The sequence below is a fragment of the Mesorhizobium sp. B2-3-6 genome (assembly GCF_006442305.1).
Classification (GTDB): domain Bacteria; phylum Pseudomonadota; class Alphaproteobacteria; order Rhizobiales; family Rhizobiaceae; genus Mesorhizobium.
Genome location: NZ_VFVW01000004.1, coordinates 307,177 through 323,447 on the forward strand (window position 1 = coordinate 307,177; position 16,271 = coordinate 323,447).

16 protein-coding genes are annotated in these 16,271 nt (G+C 64.2%); 10 read left to right on the forward strand and 6 right to left on the reverse strand.

What is annotated here, in order from left to right; translation table 11 throughout:
* Nucleotides 1–19: 19 nt before the first annotated feature.
* On the reverse strand, nucleotides 20–628 hold the full coding sequence (locus FJ953_RS14025) for a class I SAM-dependent methyltransferase (protein ID WP_140517867.1): 609 nt from the start codon (nucleotides 626–628) through the stop codon (nucleotides 20–22).
* A 131-nt stretch (nucleotides 629–759) separates the two neighbouring features.
* Complete coding sequence (ndk, locus tag FJ953_RS14030; RefSeq protein ID WP_010915217.1) at nucleotides 760–1,182, reverse strand: nucleoside-diphosphate kinase; 423 nt, start codon at nucleotides 1,180–1,182, stop codon at nucleotides 760–762.
* Between the two features lie 240 nt (nucleotides 1,183–1,422).
* Here ndk and FJ953_RS14035 point away from each other — a divergent pair, with 240 nt between their 5' ends.
* Nucleotides 1,423–1,671, forward strand: a complete 249-nt coding sequence (locus tag FJ953_RS14035; protein ID WP_224620106.1) for a DUF2934 domain-containing protein — start codon at nucleotides 1,423–1,425, stop codon at nucleotides 1,669–1,671.
* Between the two features lie 64 nt (nucleotides 1,672–1,735).
* Here FJ953_RS14035 and FJ953_RS14040 read toward each other — a convergent pair whose 3' ends face one another.
* A complete protein-coding gene (locus FJ953_RS14040) occupies nucleotides 1,736–2,428 on the reverse strand; it encodes a glutathione S-transferase family protein (protein WP_140584462.1) in 693 nt (230 codons plus the stop codon).
* A 65-nt stretch (nucleotides 2,429–2,493) separates the two neighbouring features.
* On the opposite strand from FJ953_RS14040, the gene FJ953_RS14045 reads away from it, so the two are divergent.
* The 4 genes from FJ953_RS14045 to FJ953_RS14060 all read left to right on the forward strand — a co-directional run bounded on the left by FJ953_RS14045 (nucleotide 2,494) and on the right by FJ953_RS14060 (nucleotide 8,054).
* Nucleotides 2,494–3,006, forward strand: a complete 513-nt coding sequence (locus FJ953_RS14045; protein WP_140494383.1) for a DinB family protein — start codon at nucleotides 2,494–2,496, stop codon at nucleotides 3,004–3,006.
* A gap of 320 nt (nucleotides 3,007–3,326) precedes the next feature.
* The gene (locus FJ953_RS14050) at nucleotides 3,327–3,776 is read left to right on the forward strand and encodes a MucR family transcriptional regulator (protein ID WP_140494381.1); all 450 of its coding nucleotides are present in this window, start codon (nucleotides 3,327–3,329) and stop codon (nucleotides 3,774–3,776) included.
* Between the two features lie 136 nt (nucleotides 3,777–3,912).
* Nucleotides 3,913–5,790, forward strand: coding sequence for an ABC-F family ATP-binding cassette domain-containing protein (locus tag FJ953_RS14055; RefSeq protein ID WP_140494379.1), 1,878 nt, complete (start codon nucleotides 3,913–3,915; stop codon nucleotides 5,788–5,790).
* Nucleotides 5,791–5,945: 155 nt separating this feature from the next.
* On the forward strand, nucleotides 5,946–8,054 hold the full coding sequence (locus FJ953_RS14060) for a molybdopterin oxidoreductase family protein (RefSeq protein ID WP_140624571.1): 2,109 nt from the start codon (nucleotides 5,946–5,948) through the stop codon (nucleotides 8,052–8,054).
* Nucleotides 8,055–8,065: 11 nt separating this feature from the next.
* Here FJ953_RS14060 and FJ953_RS14065 read toward each other — a convergent pair whose 3' ends face one another.
* Nucleotides 8,066–9,208 (reverse strand): NAD(P)/FAD-dependent oxidoreductase, encoded by a 1,143-nt coding sequence (locus FJ953_RS14065; RefSeq protein ID WP_140624572.1) that lies wholly within the window; start codon nucleotides 9,206–9,208, stop codon nucleotides 8,066–8,068.
* A gap of 69 nt (nucleotides 9,209–9,277) precedes the next feature.
* Nucleotides 9,278–9,763 carry an Lrp/AsnC family transcriptional regulator gene (locus FJ953_RS14070; protein ID WP_181165174.1) on the reverse strand — a complete coding sequence of 162 codons (486 nt, stop codon included), beginning with the start codon at nucleotides 9,761–9,763 and terminating at the stop codon, nucleotides 9,278–9,280.
* A gap of 96 nt (nucleotides 9,764–9,859) precedes the next feature.
* On the opposite strand from FJ953_RS14070, the gene FJ953_RS14075 reads away from it, so the two are divergent.
* From FJ953_RS14075 to FJ953_RS14085, 3 genes are read left to right on the forward strand one after another with little or no spacing between them, the layout of a single operon-like run.
* Complete coding sequence (locus FJ953_RS14075; RefSeq protein ID WP_140515473.1) at nucleotides 9,860–11,068, forward strand: diaminopropionate ammonia-lyase; 1,209 nt, start codon at nucleotides 9,860–9,862, stop codon at nucleotides 11,066–11,068.
* The gene (locus FJ953_RS14080; protein WP_140624573.1) at nucleotides 11,065–12,291 is read left to right on the forward strand and encodes a Zn-dependent hydrolase; all 1,227 of its coding nucleotides are present in this window, start codon (nucleotides 11,065–11,067) and stop codon (nucleotides 12,289–12,291) included. The genes FJ953_RS14075 and FJ953_RS14080 overlap by 4 nt, the downstream gene beginning before the upstream one ends.
* Nucleotides 12,292–12,309: 18 nt before the next feature.
* Nucleotides 12,310–13,467 (forward strand): M20 aminoacylase family protein, encoded by a 1,158-nt coding sequence (locus FJ953_RS14085; protein ID WP_140624574.1) that lies wholly within the window; start codon nucleotides 12,310–12,312, stop codon nucleotides 13,465–13,467.
* A gap of 213 nt (nucleotides 13,468–13,680) precedes the next feature.
* On the opposite strand, the gene FJ953_RS30460 is transcribed toward FJ953_RS14085, so the two are convergent.
* Nucleotides 13,681–13,821: a hypothetical protein gene (locus FJ953_RS30460; protein WP_181165131.1), complete on the reverse strand. Its 141-nt coding sequence runs from the start codon at nucleotides 13,819–13,821 to the stop codon at nucleotides 13,681–13,683.
* Between the two features lie 110 nt (nucleotides 13,822–13,931).
* Between FJ953_RS30460 and FJ953_RS30465 the strand changes: the two genes are divergently transcribed.
* The gene (locus tag FJ953_RS30465) at nucleotides 13,932–14,105 is read left to right on the forward strand and encodes a hypothetical protein (protein WP_181165130.1); all 174 of its coding nucleotides are present in this window, start codon (nucleotides 13,932–13,934) and stop codon (nucleotides 14,103–14,105) included.
* Nucleotides 14,106–14,174: 69 nt separating this feature from the next.
* A complete protein-coding gene (locus tag FJ953_RS14090) occupies nucleotides 14,175–16,268 on the forward strand; it encodes an ATP-dependent helicase (RefSeq protein WP_140624575.1) in 2,094 nt (697 codons plus the stop codon).
* Nucleotides 16,269–16,271: the final 3 nt, after the last annotated feature.

Sequence of the window (16,271 nt, forward strand, 5' to 3'; positions counted from 1 at the left end):
GAAACCCTGTCGGCGGAGGTCAGCCGCCCATTTTTTCGAACACGGCGCCATAGTGGTAGGGCGGCACCTCGACCAGCTCGATGAATTTGAGGCCGGCCGCCTCGACGGCCGTAATGGTCTGTTCCGGCGATATCCTCAATTCGGTCTTCGGTCCGCGGGGCTCGCCGAGCACCGTGGTTTGTTCACGCGGCTGCTGATGCCAGTTGACGACAACAAAGCGTCCGGCAGGGACGAGCGCTTCGCTAACGGCTCGCGCCAGCCGTGGCCGGTCCGGCACGCCGTGGAAGGCGTTTGCCATGAAGATGAAATCTACGGGGCGGGATATCAGGCTCGCGAGTTCATAGGCATCGCCCGCTACGAGATCGAAATTCCTCGTGCCGTTTTCATTGAGCCGGCGACGGGTGACGTCGAGCAGGTCGGTATCGATATCGATGCCGACGACATGGCGGGCGACCCTGGCGATGGGCAACGTAAACCAGCCGTCGCCACAGCAGAGGTCGGCCACCTCCATGCCCGGCTTCAGTCCCGTTGACGAAAGCACGGCACCGGGGTCGGGCCACAGCACCTCCCACCAGCCGCTCGATGGCATCTCGGTGCCCTGGAAGAAGCCGGGAATGGTGCTGGTCATGCTTCGCCGGCTCCCTGTGCCTGACCGACTCTAGCGCGGGCAAGGGTTCAACGGCAGTGCCGGATCGATCCGTTTCAATGAAAAAGGCCGGCAATCCGCCGGCCTTTTTCGGTCACAATGCCAGGGTCGGCTCAGCCGACGATCTCGGTGTCGGAGAACCAGTACTTGATCTCCTGCGCGGCGGTTTCCGGCGCGTCCGAACCGTGCACCGAATTCTCGCCGATCGACAGCGCATGCACCTTGCGGATGGTGCCTTCGGCGGCGTTGGCCGGGTTGGTGGCGCCCATCACCTCACGGTTCCTGGCAATGGCGTTCTCGCCTTCCAGCACCTGCACGATCGTCGGCGCCGACGACATGAATTCCACCAGCTCGCCGAAGAACGGACGATCCTTGTGGACGGCGTAAAAACCTTCCGCCTCACGGCGGCTCATCCAAACGCGGCGCGAAGCGATGACGCGCAGACCGGCATCTTCCAGCATCTTGGTGATAGCGCCGGTGAGATTGCGCCGCGTTGCGTCCGGCTTGATCATGGAAAAGGTGCGTTCGAGCGCCATTGGGTCGTCCTTGTCTGGTTGGATTGGGAGTGGCGGGCTCTATACAAGCCGGCCGGCCCATTGCCAAGAGGAAGTCGACAGAGGTGTCGACAGGGGAAGTCGACGCCATGCGCGTTTGCGTGCCGGGCCGATATCGGCGATGCCGCCAGCCCGAGATCGGACGGCTGCAATATTAGGCTTTGCTTGCTATAGTCACATGTCGGCGCCGCGCTGAGGTCGGCCCGGATGGAGACCATGACCATGACAGACGATCGCCAGGAGCGCATTCGCAGCCGCGCACATCATATCTGGCAGGAAGAAGGGCAACCGGCCGGACAGCATGAGCGCCATTGGCAACAGGCGACGGCCGACATCGACCAGGAGGACGCAGGGTCATCCGCGGTGAAGAAGCCAGCAAGAAAGGCGGCCGTCGCCAGCAAGGCAAAAACCGCGCCCAAAGAGGCCAAGACCGCCGCCAAGCCCGGCAAGCCAAAAAAGGCGGCCAAATAAGACCTGGCCATAGCGGAGCCGATGGCTCGTCGTTGGCCCTGCCGCAAGGTCAGGCGCTAAGGTTTCACGCGGCCGCCGCAACCGTCCGACCCAGCCCGCCATGCAGGTCGAGGCAGCGGGCGAACCACTGCGCCACGACATCGTGGTCGTCGAGCAATGGGTAGGGCGAGGCGATGCGTGCCCATTGCAGCGCGCCGAACACGATATAGTCGGCAAACAGGGGCGAATCTCCGCCTATGAATGGCTGATAGGCGAGCATCGAGCGCAGCGGCTCCAGCGAAGCCCTGAAATTGCCAAGCCCGGCGTCCCGCGCGGCCATCACCTCTTCCAGGCTCTTGCCCAGGCGCTCCTCCCGGCTCTGGCGGAAATAGGCGGCGTTCTCCGTATCCTGCATGGCATAAAGGTCCATGATCGCGGCGGTGGTCACATAGGGATGGATGGTCAGTTGCGACCAGCGCTCGATGAAGCGCGCCATGGCCTTGCCGCCTTCGCCGCCAAACAGCGACGGCCGGTCCGGATAGGTTTCGTCGAGATAAAGCGCGATGGCGAAGGAATCCGCGACGACCGTCTCGCCGTCGCGGATCACCGGCACGAGTTTCGATGCGCCGCCCTCGACGCGGGGCACTTCGAGAAAACGCGTCGGCACCGCGCTGATCTCCAGCCCCTTATGCGCCAGCGCCATCGTCGCCTTCCAGCAATGCGGGCTGAACGGGCGGGTGGCGTCGCGTCCGACGAGATCATAAAGCAGAATGGTCATTGGCGGCGGCTTCCTTGCGGTTTAGGTATCCCGCAACGCCTCGACACAGGCCGGCGGGAGAAAAGATGAAACGGCACTTCATGATGTTTGCGGCCTATAATCAATGGGCCAATGGCCGCATCTACGATGCCGCCGCCGATCTCGACGAAGAGGAATTCAATCGCGACGTCGGCGCTTTCTTCGGCTCGATGAAGGGCACGCTCAACCATCTCCTGGCCGCCGATCGCATCTGGATGAAGCGCTTTACCGGCGAGGGCGATGCGCCGACGGCGCTGGACGCCATACTGTACCAGGCGTTGCCGGGCCTGCGCATGGCGCGCGAGGCGGAGGACCGGCGGATCGTCGACTGGGTTGGCGGTTTGAGCGACAAGGCGCTGTCGGGCCGCTTTATATACATGACGGTATCGGACATGCGCACCGTCTCGCAACGGCTGGCTCCGGCGCTCGACCACGTCTTCAACCACCAGACCCACCACCGCGGCCAGGCCCATATGATCCTGACGGTTCTGGGCCGCCCTTCCGTGCAGCTCGATCTGGCGCATTTCCAGCGCACCGAGGAAGGGCGCGCATACGCCTGATTTCGGCCGCCGGCTGCGATAGAGCAGTTTTCACCGTTTCACGGAAACTGCGAACTGAGGGCCGAAAGACGTTGGAGCGCGTTATGACCGACGGCGCGTGTTTTACAGATATTGGCCTTCCAACCGGGCCGCCCAAGTCTGCCGACCCGAAAAATTAGCTTTTCTAGTTTGCACGGAGCCGATTTCCCTAAAAAATATTTGACTGCAAGTCTTGATTCGTTTTGAGATTTGCTGGTCCGTTTGGGGGACGCGGTTAAATAAATGCATCGACGAAATTCTTCTCTGGGGTAGATGATTTTGTCGCAAATAGGGTGAAAGATTTGTCAAATATCGAGGATAAGACCGTTATCGAGCTGACCGCTGACATTGTCTCGGCCTATGTCGGCAACAACCCGCTGCCGGTTTCCGGCCTGCCTGACCTGATTGCCAGCGTCAGTGCCTCGGTGCGAAAGCTCGGAGGTGCCGTTGTCGCGGAAAGTCCAAGCCTGGTTCCTGCGGTGAACCCGAAGAAGTCGGTTTTTCCCGACTACATCGTCTGCCTGGAAGACGGCAAGAAGTTCAAGTCGCTCAAGCGGCACCTCAGGACGGACTATGGGCTGAGCCCGGATGAGTATCGCACCAAATGGGGCCTGCCGCCCGACTATCCGATGGTCGCTCCGAACTACTCAGCGACACGGTCAGCGCTGGCGAAGTCGACGGGACTTGGCCGCAAGCCGGCAGCGCCGGCCCCCGTGGCCAAGGCGACAAAGCGCGGCAAAGCCAGCGCCTGAGCGCGGCCGACCGCAGCCGGAAGCCTCTGAGCTGCGATGTTGACGGCGCCATTGCGCGCGCCGTTTTCATGCCTTGCGTGGCCAACCGGCCCGCAAGGTCTTGCGAAGCGCCGGTCTCCCGTGCAAAAGCGCGGCCATGCTTATCATCAACGACCTCTCGCTGCGCATGGCGGGGCGCTTGCTTCTCGACCATGCCTCGCTGACCTTGCCGGCCGGCACCAAGGCCGGACTTGTCGGCCGCAACGGTACCGGCAAGACCACGCTGTTCAAGGCCATAACAGGCGATTTCCCTTCCGAGACGGGCTCGATCAGCCTGCCGAAGAACACGCGGATCGGCCAGGTGGCGCAAGAAGCGCCCGGAACCGAGGAGCCGCTGATCGAGATCGTGCTCAAGGCCGACCTCGAGCGCACGGCGCTGCTCGAGGAGGAAAAGACGGCGACCGATCCGCACCGTATTGCCGACATCCATATGCGGCTGGCCGATATCGACGCGCATTCGGCCGAGTCGCGCGCCGCCACCATCCTGGCCGGTCTCGGCTTCGACGACGCCGCGCAGCGCCGTCCGGCCTCCTCATTTTCCGGCGGTTGGCGCATGCGCGTGGCGCTCGCTGCCGTGCTGTTTTCCGAACCCGATCTTCTGCTGCTCGACGAGCCCACCAACTATCTCGATCTCGAAGGCACGCTGTGGCTCGAAAACTATGTTTCCAAATATCCGCACACGGTGCTGCTGATCTCGCACGATCGCGACCTGCTTAACCGCGCCGTCAACTCGATCGTCCATCTCGACCAGAAGAAGCTGACCTTCTGGCGCGGCGGCTACGACCAGTTCGAACGCCAGTACACCGAGCAGAAAGAACAGCAGGAAAAGGGCCGCATCAAGCAGGAAGCCGCCCGCAAGCATATGGAATCCTTCGTCGAGCGTTTTCGCGCAAAGGCATCCAAGGCAAGACAAGCTCAGTCCCGCATCAAGGCGCTTGAAAAGATGAAGCCGATCACGGCCATCGTGAACGACACGGTGCGGCCATTTTCTTTCCCGGAGCCGGTGAAGACGGTGGCCTCGCCGATCGTCGCGCTGAACAATGTCAATGTCGGCTATACCCCCGGTGAGCCGATTCTGAAGAAAATGACCTTGCGCATCGATGCCGACGACCGAATCGCGCTGCTTGGCGCGAATGGCAACGGCAAATCGACCTTCGCCAAGCTTCTGTCCGGTCGCCTGAAGCAGGAGACCGGCACCATGACCGTGGCGCCCGGGCTGAAGGTGGCGATCTTTGCACAGCACCAGCTCGACGATCTCAGGCCTGAGGAAAACGCCTATGAGCATGTTCGCAGGCTGATGCCGGAAGCGCCGGAATCGAAAGTGCGCGGCCGTGTCGCCCAGTTTGGGCTCACCACCGAAAAGATGAACACGGCGGCGAAAGACCTGTCCGGCGGCGAGAAGGCGCGGCTGTTGATGGGTTTGTCGGCCTTCGAGGGGCCGAACCTGTTCATCCTTGACGAGCCGACCAATCATCTCGACATCGACAGCCGCGAATCCTTGATCCATGCGCTGAATGAGTTCCCCGGCGCCGTCATCCTGATCTCGCACGACCGCCATCTCCTGGAAGCGACGGCGGACCGGCTGTGGTTGGTCAAGGATGGCGCCGTCAACCCCTATGACGGCGACCTCGAAGACTACAAGACGCTGGTCACAGGCGTGTCCGGCGACCGGCGCGAGCGGCGCGAGGCGGAAAAAGCCTCGAAGGCCGACCGCCGCCGCGAGGCGGCCCAGCGCCGCGCCGCCTTTGAGCCGCTGGCCAAGGAAATTCGCGCCACGGAAGCGCTGATGGACCGCATCCGCAAGCGCATCGACGGCATCGAGGACGAACTGGCCAACCCGGCGATCTACGAAAAGGATCCGTCGACGGCGACAAGGCTGGCGAAGGAGCGATCGCAACTCGCCCAGACGCTCGCCGGCCACGAGGAAAAGTGGCTGACCATGTCGGCCGAATACGAGGAAGGCACGGCGGAGTAGTTACCCTCCCCTTGTGGGGAGGGTCGATCCGCGAAGCGGAGCGGGGTGGGGGTCTGCGCCACAACCCACCCGGCGCTACGCGCCGACCCTCTCCTTCAAGGGGACGGTCAGATCTGGCCCTACACGCCTTGTTCGAAAGCGGCTAAACAAACCCCATGAACCAGCACGCCAGCCTTCGCATCGGCCATTCGGCCTGTCCGCATGATTGCCCGTCGACCTGCGCGCTCGAGGTCGAGTTGCTTGACGGCAACCGCATCGGCCGCGTCCATGGTGCCAAGTCCAACAACTATACGGCCGGCGTCGTCTGCGCCAAGGTTGCTCGTTACGCCGACCGCGTCCACCATCCCGACCGCTTGCTGAAGCCGCTGGTGCGCAAAGGCGCCAAGGGCGAGGGCGCCTGGCAGGAAACAAGTTGGGAGGCGGCGCTGGACCTCGTCGCCGAAAAGTTCATCGCGGCCGAGGAAAAATACGGCTCGGAGACGGTCTGGCCCTATTTCTATGCCGGCACGATGGGGCTGGTGCAGCGCGACGGCATCGAGCGGCTGCGGCATGCGAAGAGATATTCGGGCTTCTTCGGCTCGATCTGCACCAACCTGGCCTGGACCGGCTGGATGATGGGGGCGGGCGCGCTGCGCGGTCCCGACCCGCGCGAAATGGCCAAGTCCGATTGCGTGGTGATCTGGGGCACCAATGCCGTGGTGACCCAAGTCAACGTCATGACCCACGCCATCAAGGCGCGCAAGGAGCGCGGTGCCAGGATCGTGGTCATCGACGTCTATGAGAACGCCACGATGAAGCAGGCCGATATGGGCCTTGTCCTGAAGCCTGGCACCGATGGCGCGCTGGCTTGCGCGGTCATGCATGTGCTGTTCAGGGAAGGCTTGGCCGACCGCGCCTATCTCGAGAAATACACCGATGACCCGAAAGGTCTGGAAGCGCATCTGCGCACGCGCTCACCCGAATGGGCGGCCGCGATCACTGGACTGACTGTGGCCGAGATCGAGAACTTTGCCCGTCTCGTCGGCATGACCAGGAAAACCTATTTCCGCCTCGGCTACGGCTTTGCCCGCCAGCGCAACGGCGCGGTCAACATGCATGCCGCCTCCTGCATCGCCGCCGTCACCGGCGCCTGGCAATATGAGGGCGGCGGCGCCTTCCATTCCAATTCCGGCATCTTCAAGCTCAACCAGGAGGTGCTGGAGGGCACGCGCATGCGCGATCCCTCGATCCGCTTTCTCGACCATTCGCGCATCGGCCCGGTGCTGACGGGGGCGCCGGATGCGCTCTATGGCGGGCCGCCGGTGACGGCGCTGCTCATCCAGAACACCAACCCGGCCAATGTCGCGCCCGAGCAGCGACTGGTGAAGCAGGGTTTCTTGCGTGAGGATCTGTTCACCTGCGTGCACGAGCAGTTCATGACCGACACGGCCAAGCTCGCCGACGTCGTGCTGCCGGCAACGATGTTCGTCGAGCATGACGACATCTACAAGGGCGGCGGCAACCAGCACATCACGCTCGGCCCGAAGCTGATCGAGCCGCCGGAAGGGCCGCGCACCAACCATTTCGTCATCGAGCAATTAGCTGAGCGCCTCGGAATCGCCGACAGGCCGGGCTTCGGCCTCACCGAACAGCAGCATATCGACATCATCCTGGGCAAGCGCGGGTTGGGCAGCTTTGCCAGCCTGAAGGAGCAGAAATGGGTCGACCTGCAGCCGGATTTCGAAACCGCGCATTTCACCAAGGGCTTCGGCCATGCGGACGGCAAATTCCGCTTCCGCGCCGATTGGACCGGACAAGCCGCCCCCAATAGGCCGCCGAAAAGCATGGGCCTGTTCGGCCCGGTGGAGCAGTTGCCGCAATATCCTGATCATGTCGACCTGATCGAGGTTGCCGACGAGGCGCATCCGTTCCGGCTGGCTACGTCGCCGGCGCGCAACTTCCTCAACTCGACCTTTTCCGAAACGCCGGTGTCGAAGGCCAAGGAGGGCCGGCCGGAATTGCTCTTGCATCCCGACGATGCCGCCGCACACGGTTTGGCAGAGGGCGATCGTGTCGAACTCGGCAATGCGCGCGGCGAGGTGGTGCTGCATGCGAGGCTGTTCGACGGCATCAAGCGCGGCGTGGTGATCGCCGAAGGCATCTGGCCGAACAGCGCGCATGAGCGCGGCGAGGGCATCAACGTGCTGACTGGCGCCGATGCGCCCGCACCCTATGGCGGCGCGGCATTCCACGACAACAAGGTGTGGCTGCGCAAGGCAAGCTGAGCGGCCTCAGCTCATACCGGCAGGGTTTCGGCCGTCCTTTTTCTGTTCTGCCGGAGACGAATGTCGTCGGTGATCGCCTGGGCTTCGATTCCGATTTCGCGCAGCAGGCCGGTGACCGAATTGTGGAAGCCGACGAGATAAAGACCGAGTTCCGAAGCGCGCGCATTGACGCCGCTGGCGCCAGGCTCGACGCCGGGCTGGAGGAATTTGGCATAGGCTGGGCGGTAGCCTGTGGCGAAGATGATCGCGTCGAAGTCGCTGTGCCGACCATCGACGAAACGGGCGCCGCCTTCTGATATCTCGGCAATGTCGGGCGCGACCTTGATCGCGCCTTCGCGGATCTTGCCGATGGTGCCGACATCGATCACCGGGATGCGCGACGCCAGGGATATCTGCTCCAGCAATCCCTGCTTGGGCCGTTTGAGCCCATATTTCTCCAGCCTGCCCAACACCAGATCGAGGATGATAGGAAAGACGGCGTCATTGACGCGTCGCGGCCCCAGGCGCGTCGCCATGCTGACGACCTGGATGGGCACCCCGAGCAGTTCGCGCGGCACGATATGGACGCCGCCGCGCACGGAGATCGTCGGATGCGCGCCGCCTTCTGCCAGGTCGAGCGCGATCTCGGCGCCGGTGTTGCCCATGCCGATGACCAGCACCGACTGGCCGGCAAACGGCGTGTTGTTGCGGTAATCCGCGCTGTGCAGACTTTTGCCCTTGAAACTGCCGGCGCCGGCGAATGCCGGCATCAGCGGCTCGGCATTGTATCCCGAGGCAATCACCACATGGGAAGCGCGTACGGTGCCTGATGTCGCTTCGACGCCCCAGCTTCTGCCCTGCCGGCGGATCGCACGCACCGCTTCTCCAAAGCGGGGCCGCAGATCGAAGCGTTGCGCATAGGTATCGAGGTATTCGACGAACAGATCACGTGGCACATAGCGCGGATAATGCCTGGGGAAGGGCACGAAGGGCAGGGATGAATAGCGCTTGGTCGTGTGCAGGTGGACGCGCTCGTAGTGGCGCCGCCAGGCGGGAGCGGGCTGCTGCTCTTTTTCAAGCAGGATGAAGTCGACCCCGGCCTGCCGCAGGCACGCGGCAACGGCCAGGCCCGCCGGCCCGGCACCGATGATCGCAACCGGGGTGGTGTCGTGCAAGCGCGCCTCCCGCCGCTAATTCGCGATGCGGAGAATGGCGAAAGCATGCCAGACATGCAACCTGATCGCTCATCCCGGCAGCGGCACCGTCAGGCCGACCTTGACGCGGTCCATGGCCACGAAGGTGCGGAATTTGCGGACATTGTTGCTGTTGAAGAACAGGCGCCGCGTCAGCGCCTCATAGGCGCTCATGTCGGCCACCGTGATGGCCAGGATGAAGTCGGCCTCGCCTGTCACATAGTAGCACTGCTGGACTTCCGGCGCCGCCAGGAATTGCCGCTTGGCCGCGTCGATCAGTTCGGTGCGTTCGCTTTCGAGTTCGACCTCGACGAAGATCGTGATGGGCTGGCCGACCGCCGCCGGTTCGATGACCGCGACATTGGCCGCGATGACGCCAGTCTGTTGCATGCGCTTGATACGGCGCTGCACCGCCGGCGCCGACAGGTTCACGGCCTCGCCGATCAGTCGCTGCGGCGTCGTGTTGTCCTTCTGCAGCACGGCGAGAATGGCGAGGTCGAAACTGTCGAGCGAGGCTGGCAACGCGGGCAATGGCATGTCCTGAGGAAACAAACTTGCATTTCGGGGCCTTGAATACAGCGCTTTTTGCGCCTGCCTTGCAATATAGTCTCGTTGTCAGCCAAGGAGGCCTTGATGTTCCTGCTCAACCGCAATGCCTTGCACGGCAGCCCACTCGATCCGGTCGACGCCGAAACGCTCGGGGTTGCGGGGGCCGACGCGGCCGAGCGTTTCCTGTCCCATCGCGACAATCATCAGGAGACGCCGCTGCATGCGCTGCCGGCGCTGGCCTCCGAACTGGGCATTGGCGCCATCCACCTCAAGGATGAGGGTTTTCGCCTCGGCCTCGGTAGCTTCAAGGCGCTTGGGGGCGCTTATGCCGTCGTTCATCTGGTGCTGGAGGAAGCCGGCCGCCGGCTTGGCAGGCCGCTCGGCATCGCCGATCTCGATCAGCCCGATGTCAGGGCGGTCGCCGCCACCATGACGATGGCTTGCGCGACCGACGGCAATCACGGCCGCTCGGTGGCACAGGGCGCGCGGCTTGTCGGCGCGAGGGCGGCGATCTTCGTCCATGCCGGCGTCAGCGACGAGCGCATCACGGCTATCGCCCGCTACGGCGCCGAGATGATCCGCGTCGACGGCAACTACGATGATTCGGTCAGGCAAGCCGCACGCGTCGCGGCGGACAAGGGCTGGACCGTCGTGTCCGATACGTCGTGGCCGGGCTATGAGCGCATTCCAGGCCTCGTCATGCAAGGCTACACCGCGATCATGCGCGAGGCGCTGCGCCAGCTCGGCGAACCGCCCACCCACGTCTTCGTCCAGGCCGGGGTCGGCGGCATTGCCGCTGCCGTGGCTGGCCATCTCGCCATCGTGCTCGGTGATGCCAGGCCGGTCTTCACCGTGGTCGAGCCCGCACGTGCCGCTTGTATCTTGGGCGCCGCCAGGGCTGGCCATCCTGTCAAGATCGCGCATGGCGAAGCGACTGTCATGGCGATGCTCGAATGCTACGAGGCGTCGCCTGTCGCCTGGCGCGTGCTGGCGCGTGCCGCCGATGCCTTCATGACCGTCGACGAGGAGGATGCGGTCGCTGTGATGCGGAGGCTTGCGCGGCCGGCCGGCGGCGATCCGGCCATCGTTGCCGGCGAAAGCGGCGGGGTCGGCCTGGCCGGACTGATCCGGGCGCTGGCCGACAACAAGGCCGAACTCGGCCTCGACCGGCTCTCGCGGGTGCTGGTCGTCAACACCGAAGGCGCAACCGATCCCAGGCGTTATGCCGAACTCGTCGGCGTGGCCGCCGCGGACGTGCTTGCGGGCAAGGTACTTTCTGGAGCAACGCCATGATCTCGGTCGACGCGCGGCGGCTGCTTGGCCGTATTCGGGACCTCGGCGCCATCGGCCGCGACGGCGAGGGCCGGCTGGTGCGGCTTGCCGCCTCGGACGCCGACCGGCAGGGCCGCGACCGCTTCGTCGGCTGGTTGCGCGAGGCGGGGCTCGAAGTCGCCATCGACCGCATGGGCAATATCTTCGGCATCTGGCGGACGCCTGGGAATGCCGGGCGGGCGCCGATCCTGATAGGCTCGCATATCGATACGGTCATAGATGCCGGCATTTATGACGGCTGCTACGGCGTGCTGGCTGGGCTGGAGGCAATCGAGACACTGAAGGCGTCAGGCTTTGTCCTGTCGCGCCCGTTGGCCGTCGCCGCCTTCACCAATGAGGAAGGCGTGCGCTATTCCCCCGACATGATGGGCTCGCTGGTTCATGCCGGCGGTGTTGCGATCGACGAGGCGCTGGCGGCCGTGGGGACCGACGGCAGCGTGCTCGGGCAGGAACTGGCGCGCATCGGCTATGCCGGCGACGAGCAGCCGGGCTTCCTCAAGCCGCATACCTATCTCGAACTGCATATCGAGCAGGGCCCGGTGCTGGAGCGCGAAGGCGTGCCGATCGGCGCGGTGGAAAACCTGCAAGGCATCTCCTGGCAGCGCATCACCATCGACGGGGTCGCCAACCATGCCGGCACCACGCCGATGTCGATGCGCAGCGACGCCGGCCATGCGGCCGCCCGTGTCGTCGCCTTCCTGCACGATCGTGCCAAGGCTTCGAACACGCCGACCGTCGCCACCGTCGGCACGATGCGTTTCGAGCCCAACGCCATCAACGTCATTCCCTCGCGAGCGGTCTTCACCATCGACCTGCGCGATCCTTTCGAGCACCGGTTGCAGGCGGAGGAAGCAGCACTCGCCGCTCACCTCGAAGAACTCGCCGCCGCCGAAGGCGTGACGATCTCGGTCGAGCGGCTGGCGCGCTTCGAGCCGGTGATCTTCGACAGCCGCATCGTGGAGCTGATCGAGGCCGCTGCCATCAATCGCGGGCTGGTTTCGAAGCGCATGACGTCCGGCGCCGGCCATGATGCGCAGATGATGGCGCGTATCGCACCTGCCGCGATGATCTTCGTGCCGAGCGCCGGCGGCATCAGCCATAATCCGCGCGAATACACCGAGGATACCGAGCTCGTCGCCGGCGCCAACATTCTGCTCGATGTCGTCACCCGACTTGCAACCTAGTTTGAGAGGGGCGGAGAAATGGCCAAAATCGATCTCGATGCCTTGAAGCAGGAGATGACCGGCTGGCGGCGCGATCTGCATGCCCATCCGGAATTCGGGTTCGAGGAAAAGCGCACCGCGGCCTTCGTCGCTGCCAAACTGCGCGAATTCGGCCTCGACGATGTGACCGAGGGCGTCGGCGGCACCGGCGTCGTCGGCACGCTGAAGCGCGGCAGCGGCAACAGGGCGATCGCGCTCAGGGCCGACATGGATGCCCTGCGCATCACCGAGCAATCGGTTGTGGCCTATGGCTCGCAAAATCCCGGCATCATGCACGCCTGCGGCCATGACGGCCACACCACGATGCTGCTCGGCGCGGCGAAGCTGCTGGCCGGGGAGGGCGGGTTCAACGGCACGGTGCGCTTCATCTTTCAGCCGGCCGAGGAGTGGGGCAGGGGCGCGCTGGCCATGCTCGACGATGGGTTGATGCGCCGCTTTCCCTTTGATGAGATTTTCGGCCTGCACAATCTGCCCGGATTGCCGATTGGCCATTTCGAAACCCGCCCCGGCCCGATGATGTCGGCCGAGGATATCTTCGAGATCGTTCTGAGAGGCCTCGGCGGCCACGCTGCCGGGCCGCAGGATGGACAGGAGACACTGGTCGCCGCTTGCGCGCTGGTCACCAATCTGCAAACCATCGTCTCGCGCCGGCTGAGCCCGGCCGACATATCGGTGGTTTCGGTAACCGAGCTGATCACCGACGGCACCCGCAACGCGCTGCCCGGCCTTGCCCGTATCCTGGGAGACGCCCGCAGCTTTCGCCCCGAGGTCAGCGCCGAGATCGAGAAGCAGATGCGCACCATCGCCGCCGGCACCGCCGCCGCCTACAACGTCACCGCCGAGGTCGCCTACAGCAGGGAATTCGTGCCGCTGCACAACGACGCCGAATTGGTCGACGAGGCCTTTGCAGCCGCCGGAAACGTGTTCGCGCCCGAAGGCGTCGCCGTCGCCCGCGAGCCGATAACCGGCTCTGAGGATTTTGCCCGTTTCCTCGCTCACGTGCCCGGTTGCTTCGTCTTCCTCGGCAATGGCGACACGGCGCCGCTGCACAATCCGAGCTACGACTTCAACGATGACGGCCTGCTGTTCGGCACGAATTTCCATGCCGCGGTCGTCAGACGGCGATTGGGAGCATGAACGGCGCGGTCGTTCCGGAATTTGGCGGGAAGCCAAAGGGGTGGAATCCCCATGACGCTACGGCAAGACTCAGCTAACATCCACATTGCGGCGGACCTGATATCCGCCTGGCCGGCGCTATCAGGCACCTCCCAAGCGGCGCCGGCCGTCCTTTCCAGGCTGTGCTTTGTGCTGTCCCGCCGTGGTCCGCGGCGTTGCTGCACGCATGTCAACTCATTTGCCGGTCTTATCGGCTACAGGATTGCCGTCGGCGTGCGGGTTTTCCGCTGCCGGAGCCTTGGTTGGCGGGACGTTGTTGTCGCAGGCCGACACGGCCAGAACGATCAGCAGAAGGCCTAGGGAGAGCTTCTTCATCGCTACCTCCTCTCGTCTGACAACGAGACGACTTCCGTTTGGTTGCGACGATCAAGCCGAGGAACAAAAGCTCATGTCTCCGGTTGGATCAGGCAAAGGAGGACTGCTGGATGATCCGTCTGCTCTTGGCCTGCACCATCGCCTTCGTCACTTACCGCCTCGCGCGCAAGCTGATCGAGGACGTACCCGACACCGTCGATCCCCTGTTGCTGCCAGTCCCGAAGAATGATCGGGAGACATTGCGCAGGCAGTCGGCAGCGATGGGTGTCGATCCGGAACGCTGACCTGTCGACGCTGATCTCGCCGCGCCGCTTCCTTGTTGCGAACAAAGCGGAAACGATGCTTGATGGGCGATGAACCTTGCCGCTCATGATTCGACATTTCGGGAACCGGCCGACCAGCCTGCTTATCTCGCAAGGCTGAATGACGCCCAGCGCCAGGCCGTCGAGCATGGCGATGGCAGGATCGCCGGACCGCTGCTGGTCATTGCCGGCGCCGGCTCGGGCAAGACCAACACGCTGGCGCATCGCGTAGCCCATCTCATCGTCAAGGGGGCTGATCCGCGCCGCATCCTGCTGATGACGTTTTCACGTCGCGCCGCCTCCGAAATGGCCAGGCGCGTCGAGCGCATCGCCGGCGAGGTGCTCGGCCGTGACGCCTCGATCGTCACTGACGCGCTGACCTGGGCCGGCACCTTCCATGGCATCGGTGCACGGCTACTGCGCGATTACGCGCAGGAGATCGGCCTCGATCCGGCGTTCACCATCCACGATCGCGAGGATTCGGCCGACCTGATGAACCTGGTGCGGCACGAACTCGGCTTCTCGAAGGCGGAAGCGCGCTTTCCGACCAAGGGCACCTGCCTTGCCATCTATTCGCGCGCCGTCAACGCGCAGGCGCCGCTCGGCGAGGTGCTGGGCTCCGCCTTTCCGTGGTGCGCCGGATGGGGCGAACAGCTGAAGCAGCTGTTCGCCGGCTATGTCGAGGCCAAGCAGGCGCAGAACGTGCTCGATTACGATGACCTGCTGCTCTACTGGGCGCAGATGACGGCCGAACCGGAGATAGCGATGCATCTGGGCGGGCGCTTCGACCATGTGCTGGTCGACGAATACCAGGATACCAACCGGCTGCAGGCCTCGATCCTCATGGCGCTCAAACCCGATGGCGCCGGCCTAACGGTGGTCGGCGACGATGCGCAATCGATCTATTCGTTCCGCGCCGCCGAGGTGCGCAACATCCTGGACTTTCCCAAGCAGTTCGCGCAGGCCGCCGATGTGGTGATGCTGGAGCGCAACTACCGCTCGACCGAAACCATTTTGGCCGCCGCCAATGCGGTGATCGGCGAGGCCTCGGAACGCTTCACCAAAAACCTGTGGTCGGAACGCAAATCCGCCGCCAAGCCGAGGCTGGTGACCGTACGCGACGAGGTCGAACAGGCCAATTTCGTCTGCGAGGCCATCCTGGCCGAGCGCGAGGCCGGCACGGCGCTGAAATCGCAGGCGGTGCTGTTTCGCGCCTCGCACCACAGCGGGCCTCTGGAAATCGAGCTGACGCGGCGCAACATTCCCTTCGTCAAGTTCGGTGGGCTGAAATTCCTCGATGCCGCTCACGTCAAGGATGTGCTGGCGGTGCTGCGCTTTGCCGAAAACCCGCGCGACCGCGTCGCCGGATTTCGCGTGCTGCAGCTTTTGCCCGGCATCGGCCCGTCGGCCGCCGCGCAGGTCGTCGAGACGATGACATCGGCGCTGGACGAGGCGATGGGCCTTGCCGGCTGGCGGCCGCCGCAGCGCGCGGCGGATGACTGGCCGGGCTTCGTCTCGCTCTACTCCGGCCTGCGTGCCGGCGCCAAATGGCCGGCCGATCTCGAACAGGTCAGGCTCTGGTACGAGCCGCATCTCGAGCGCATCCACGAGGACGCAACCACGCGCCGGGCCGACCTTCTGCAGCTCGAGCAGATCGGATCCGGCTACGCTTCGCGCGAACGGTTCCTGACCGAGCTGACGCTCGATCCGCCGGACGCGACCAGCGACCAGGCCGGGCCGCCGCACCGCGACGAGGATTATTTGATCCTGTCGACCATCCACTCGGCCAAGGGCCAGGAGTGGAAGAACGTGTTTGTGCTCAACACCGTCGATGGCTGCATTCCGGCCGATCTCGGCGTTGGTACCAGGGAAGATATCGAGGAGGAGCGCCGGCTGCTTTACGTGGCGATGACAAGGGCCAAGGACAGCCTCAACCTGGTCATGCCGCAGCGCTTCTTTGCGCATGGCCAGGCGGCGCGCGGCGACCGCCATGTCTATGCCTCGCGCACGCGCTTCATCCCGGCCTCACTCCTTGCGGCATTCGAACAGACGGTATGGCCGGCAGCGCAAGCAGCGCCGGGCAGGGCGCCCCGGCCGGAGATACGCGTCGACATTGGCGCGCGCATGCGCGGCATGTGGAAATAGTCG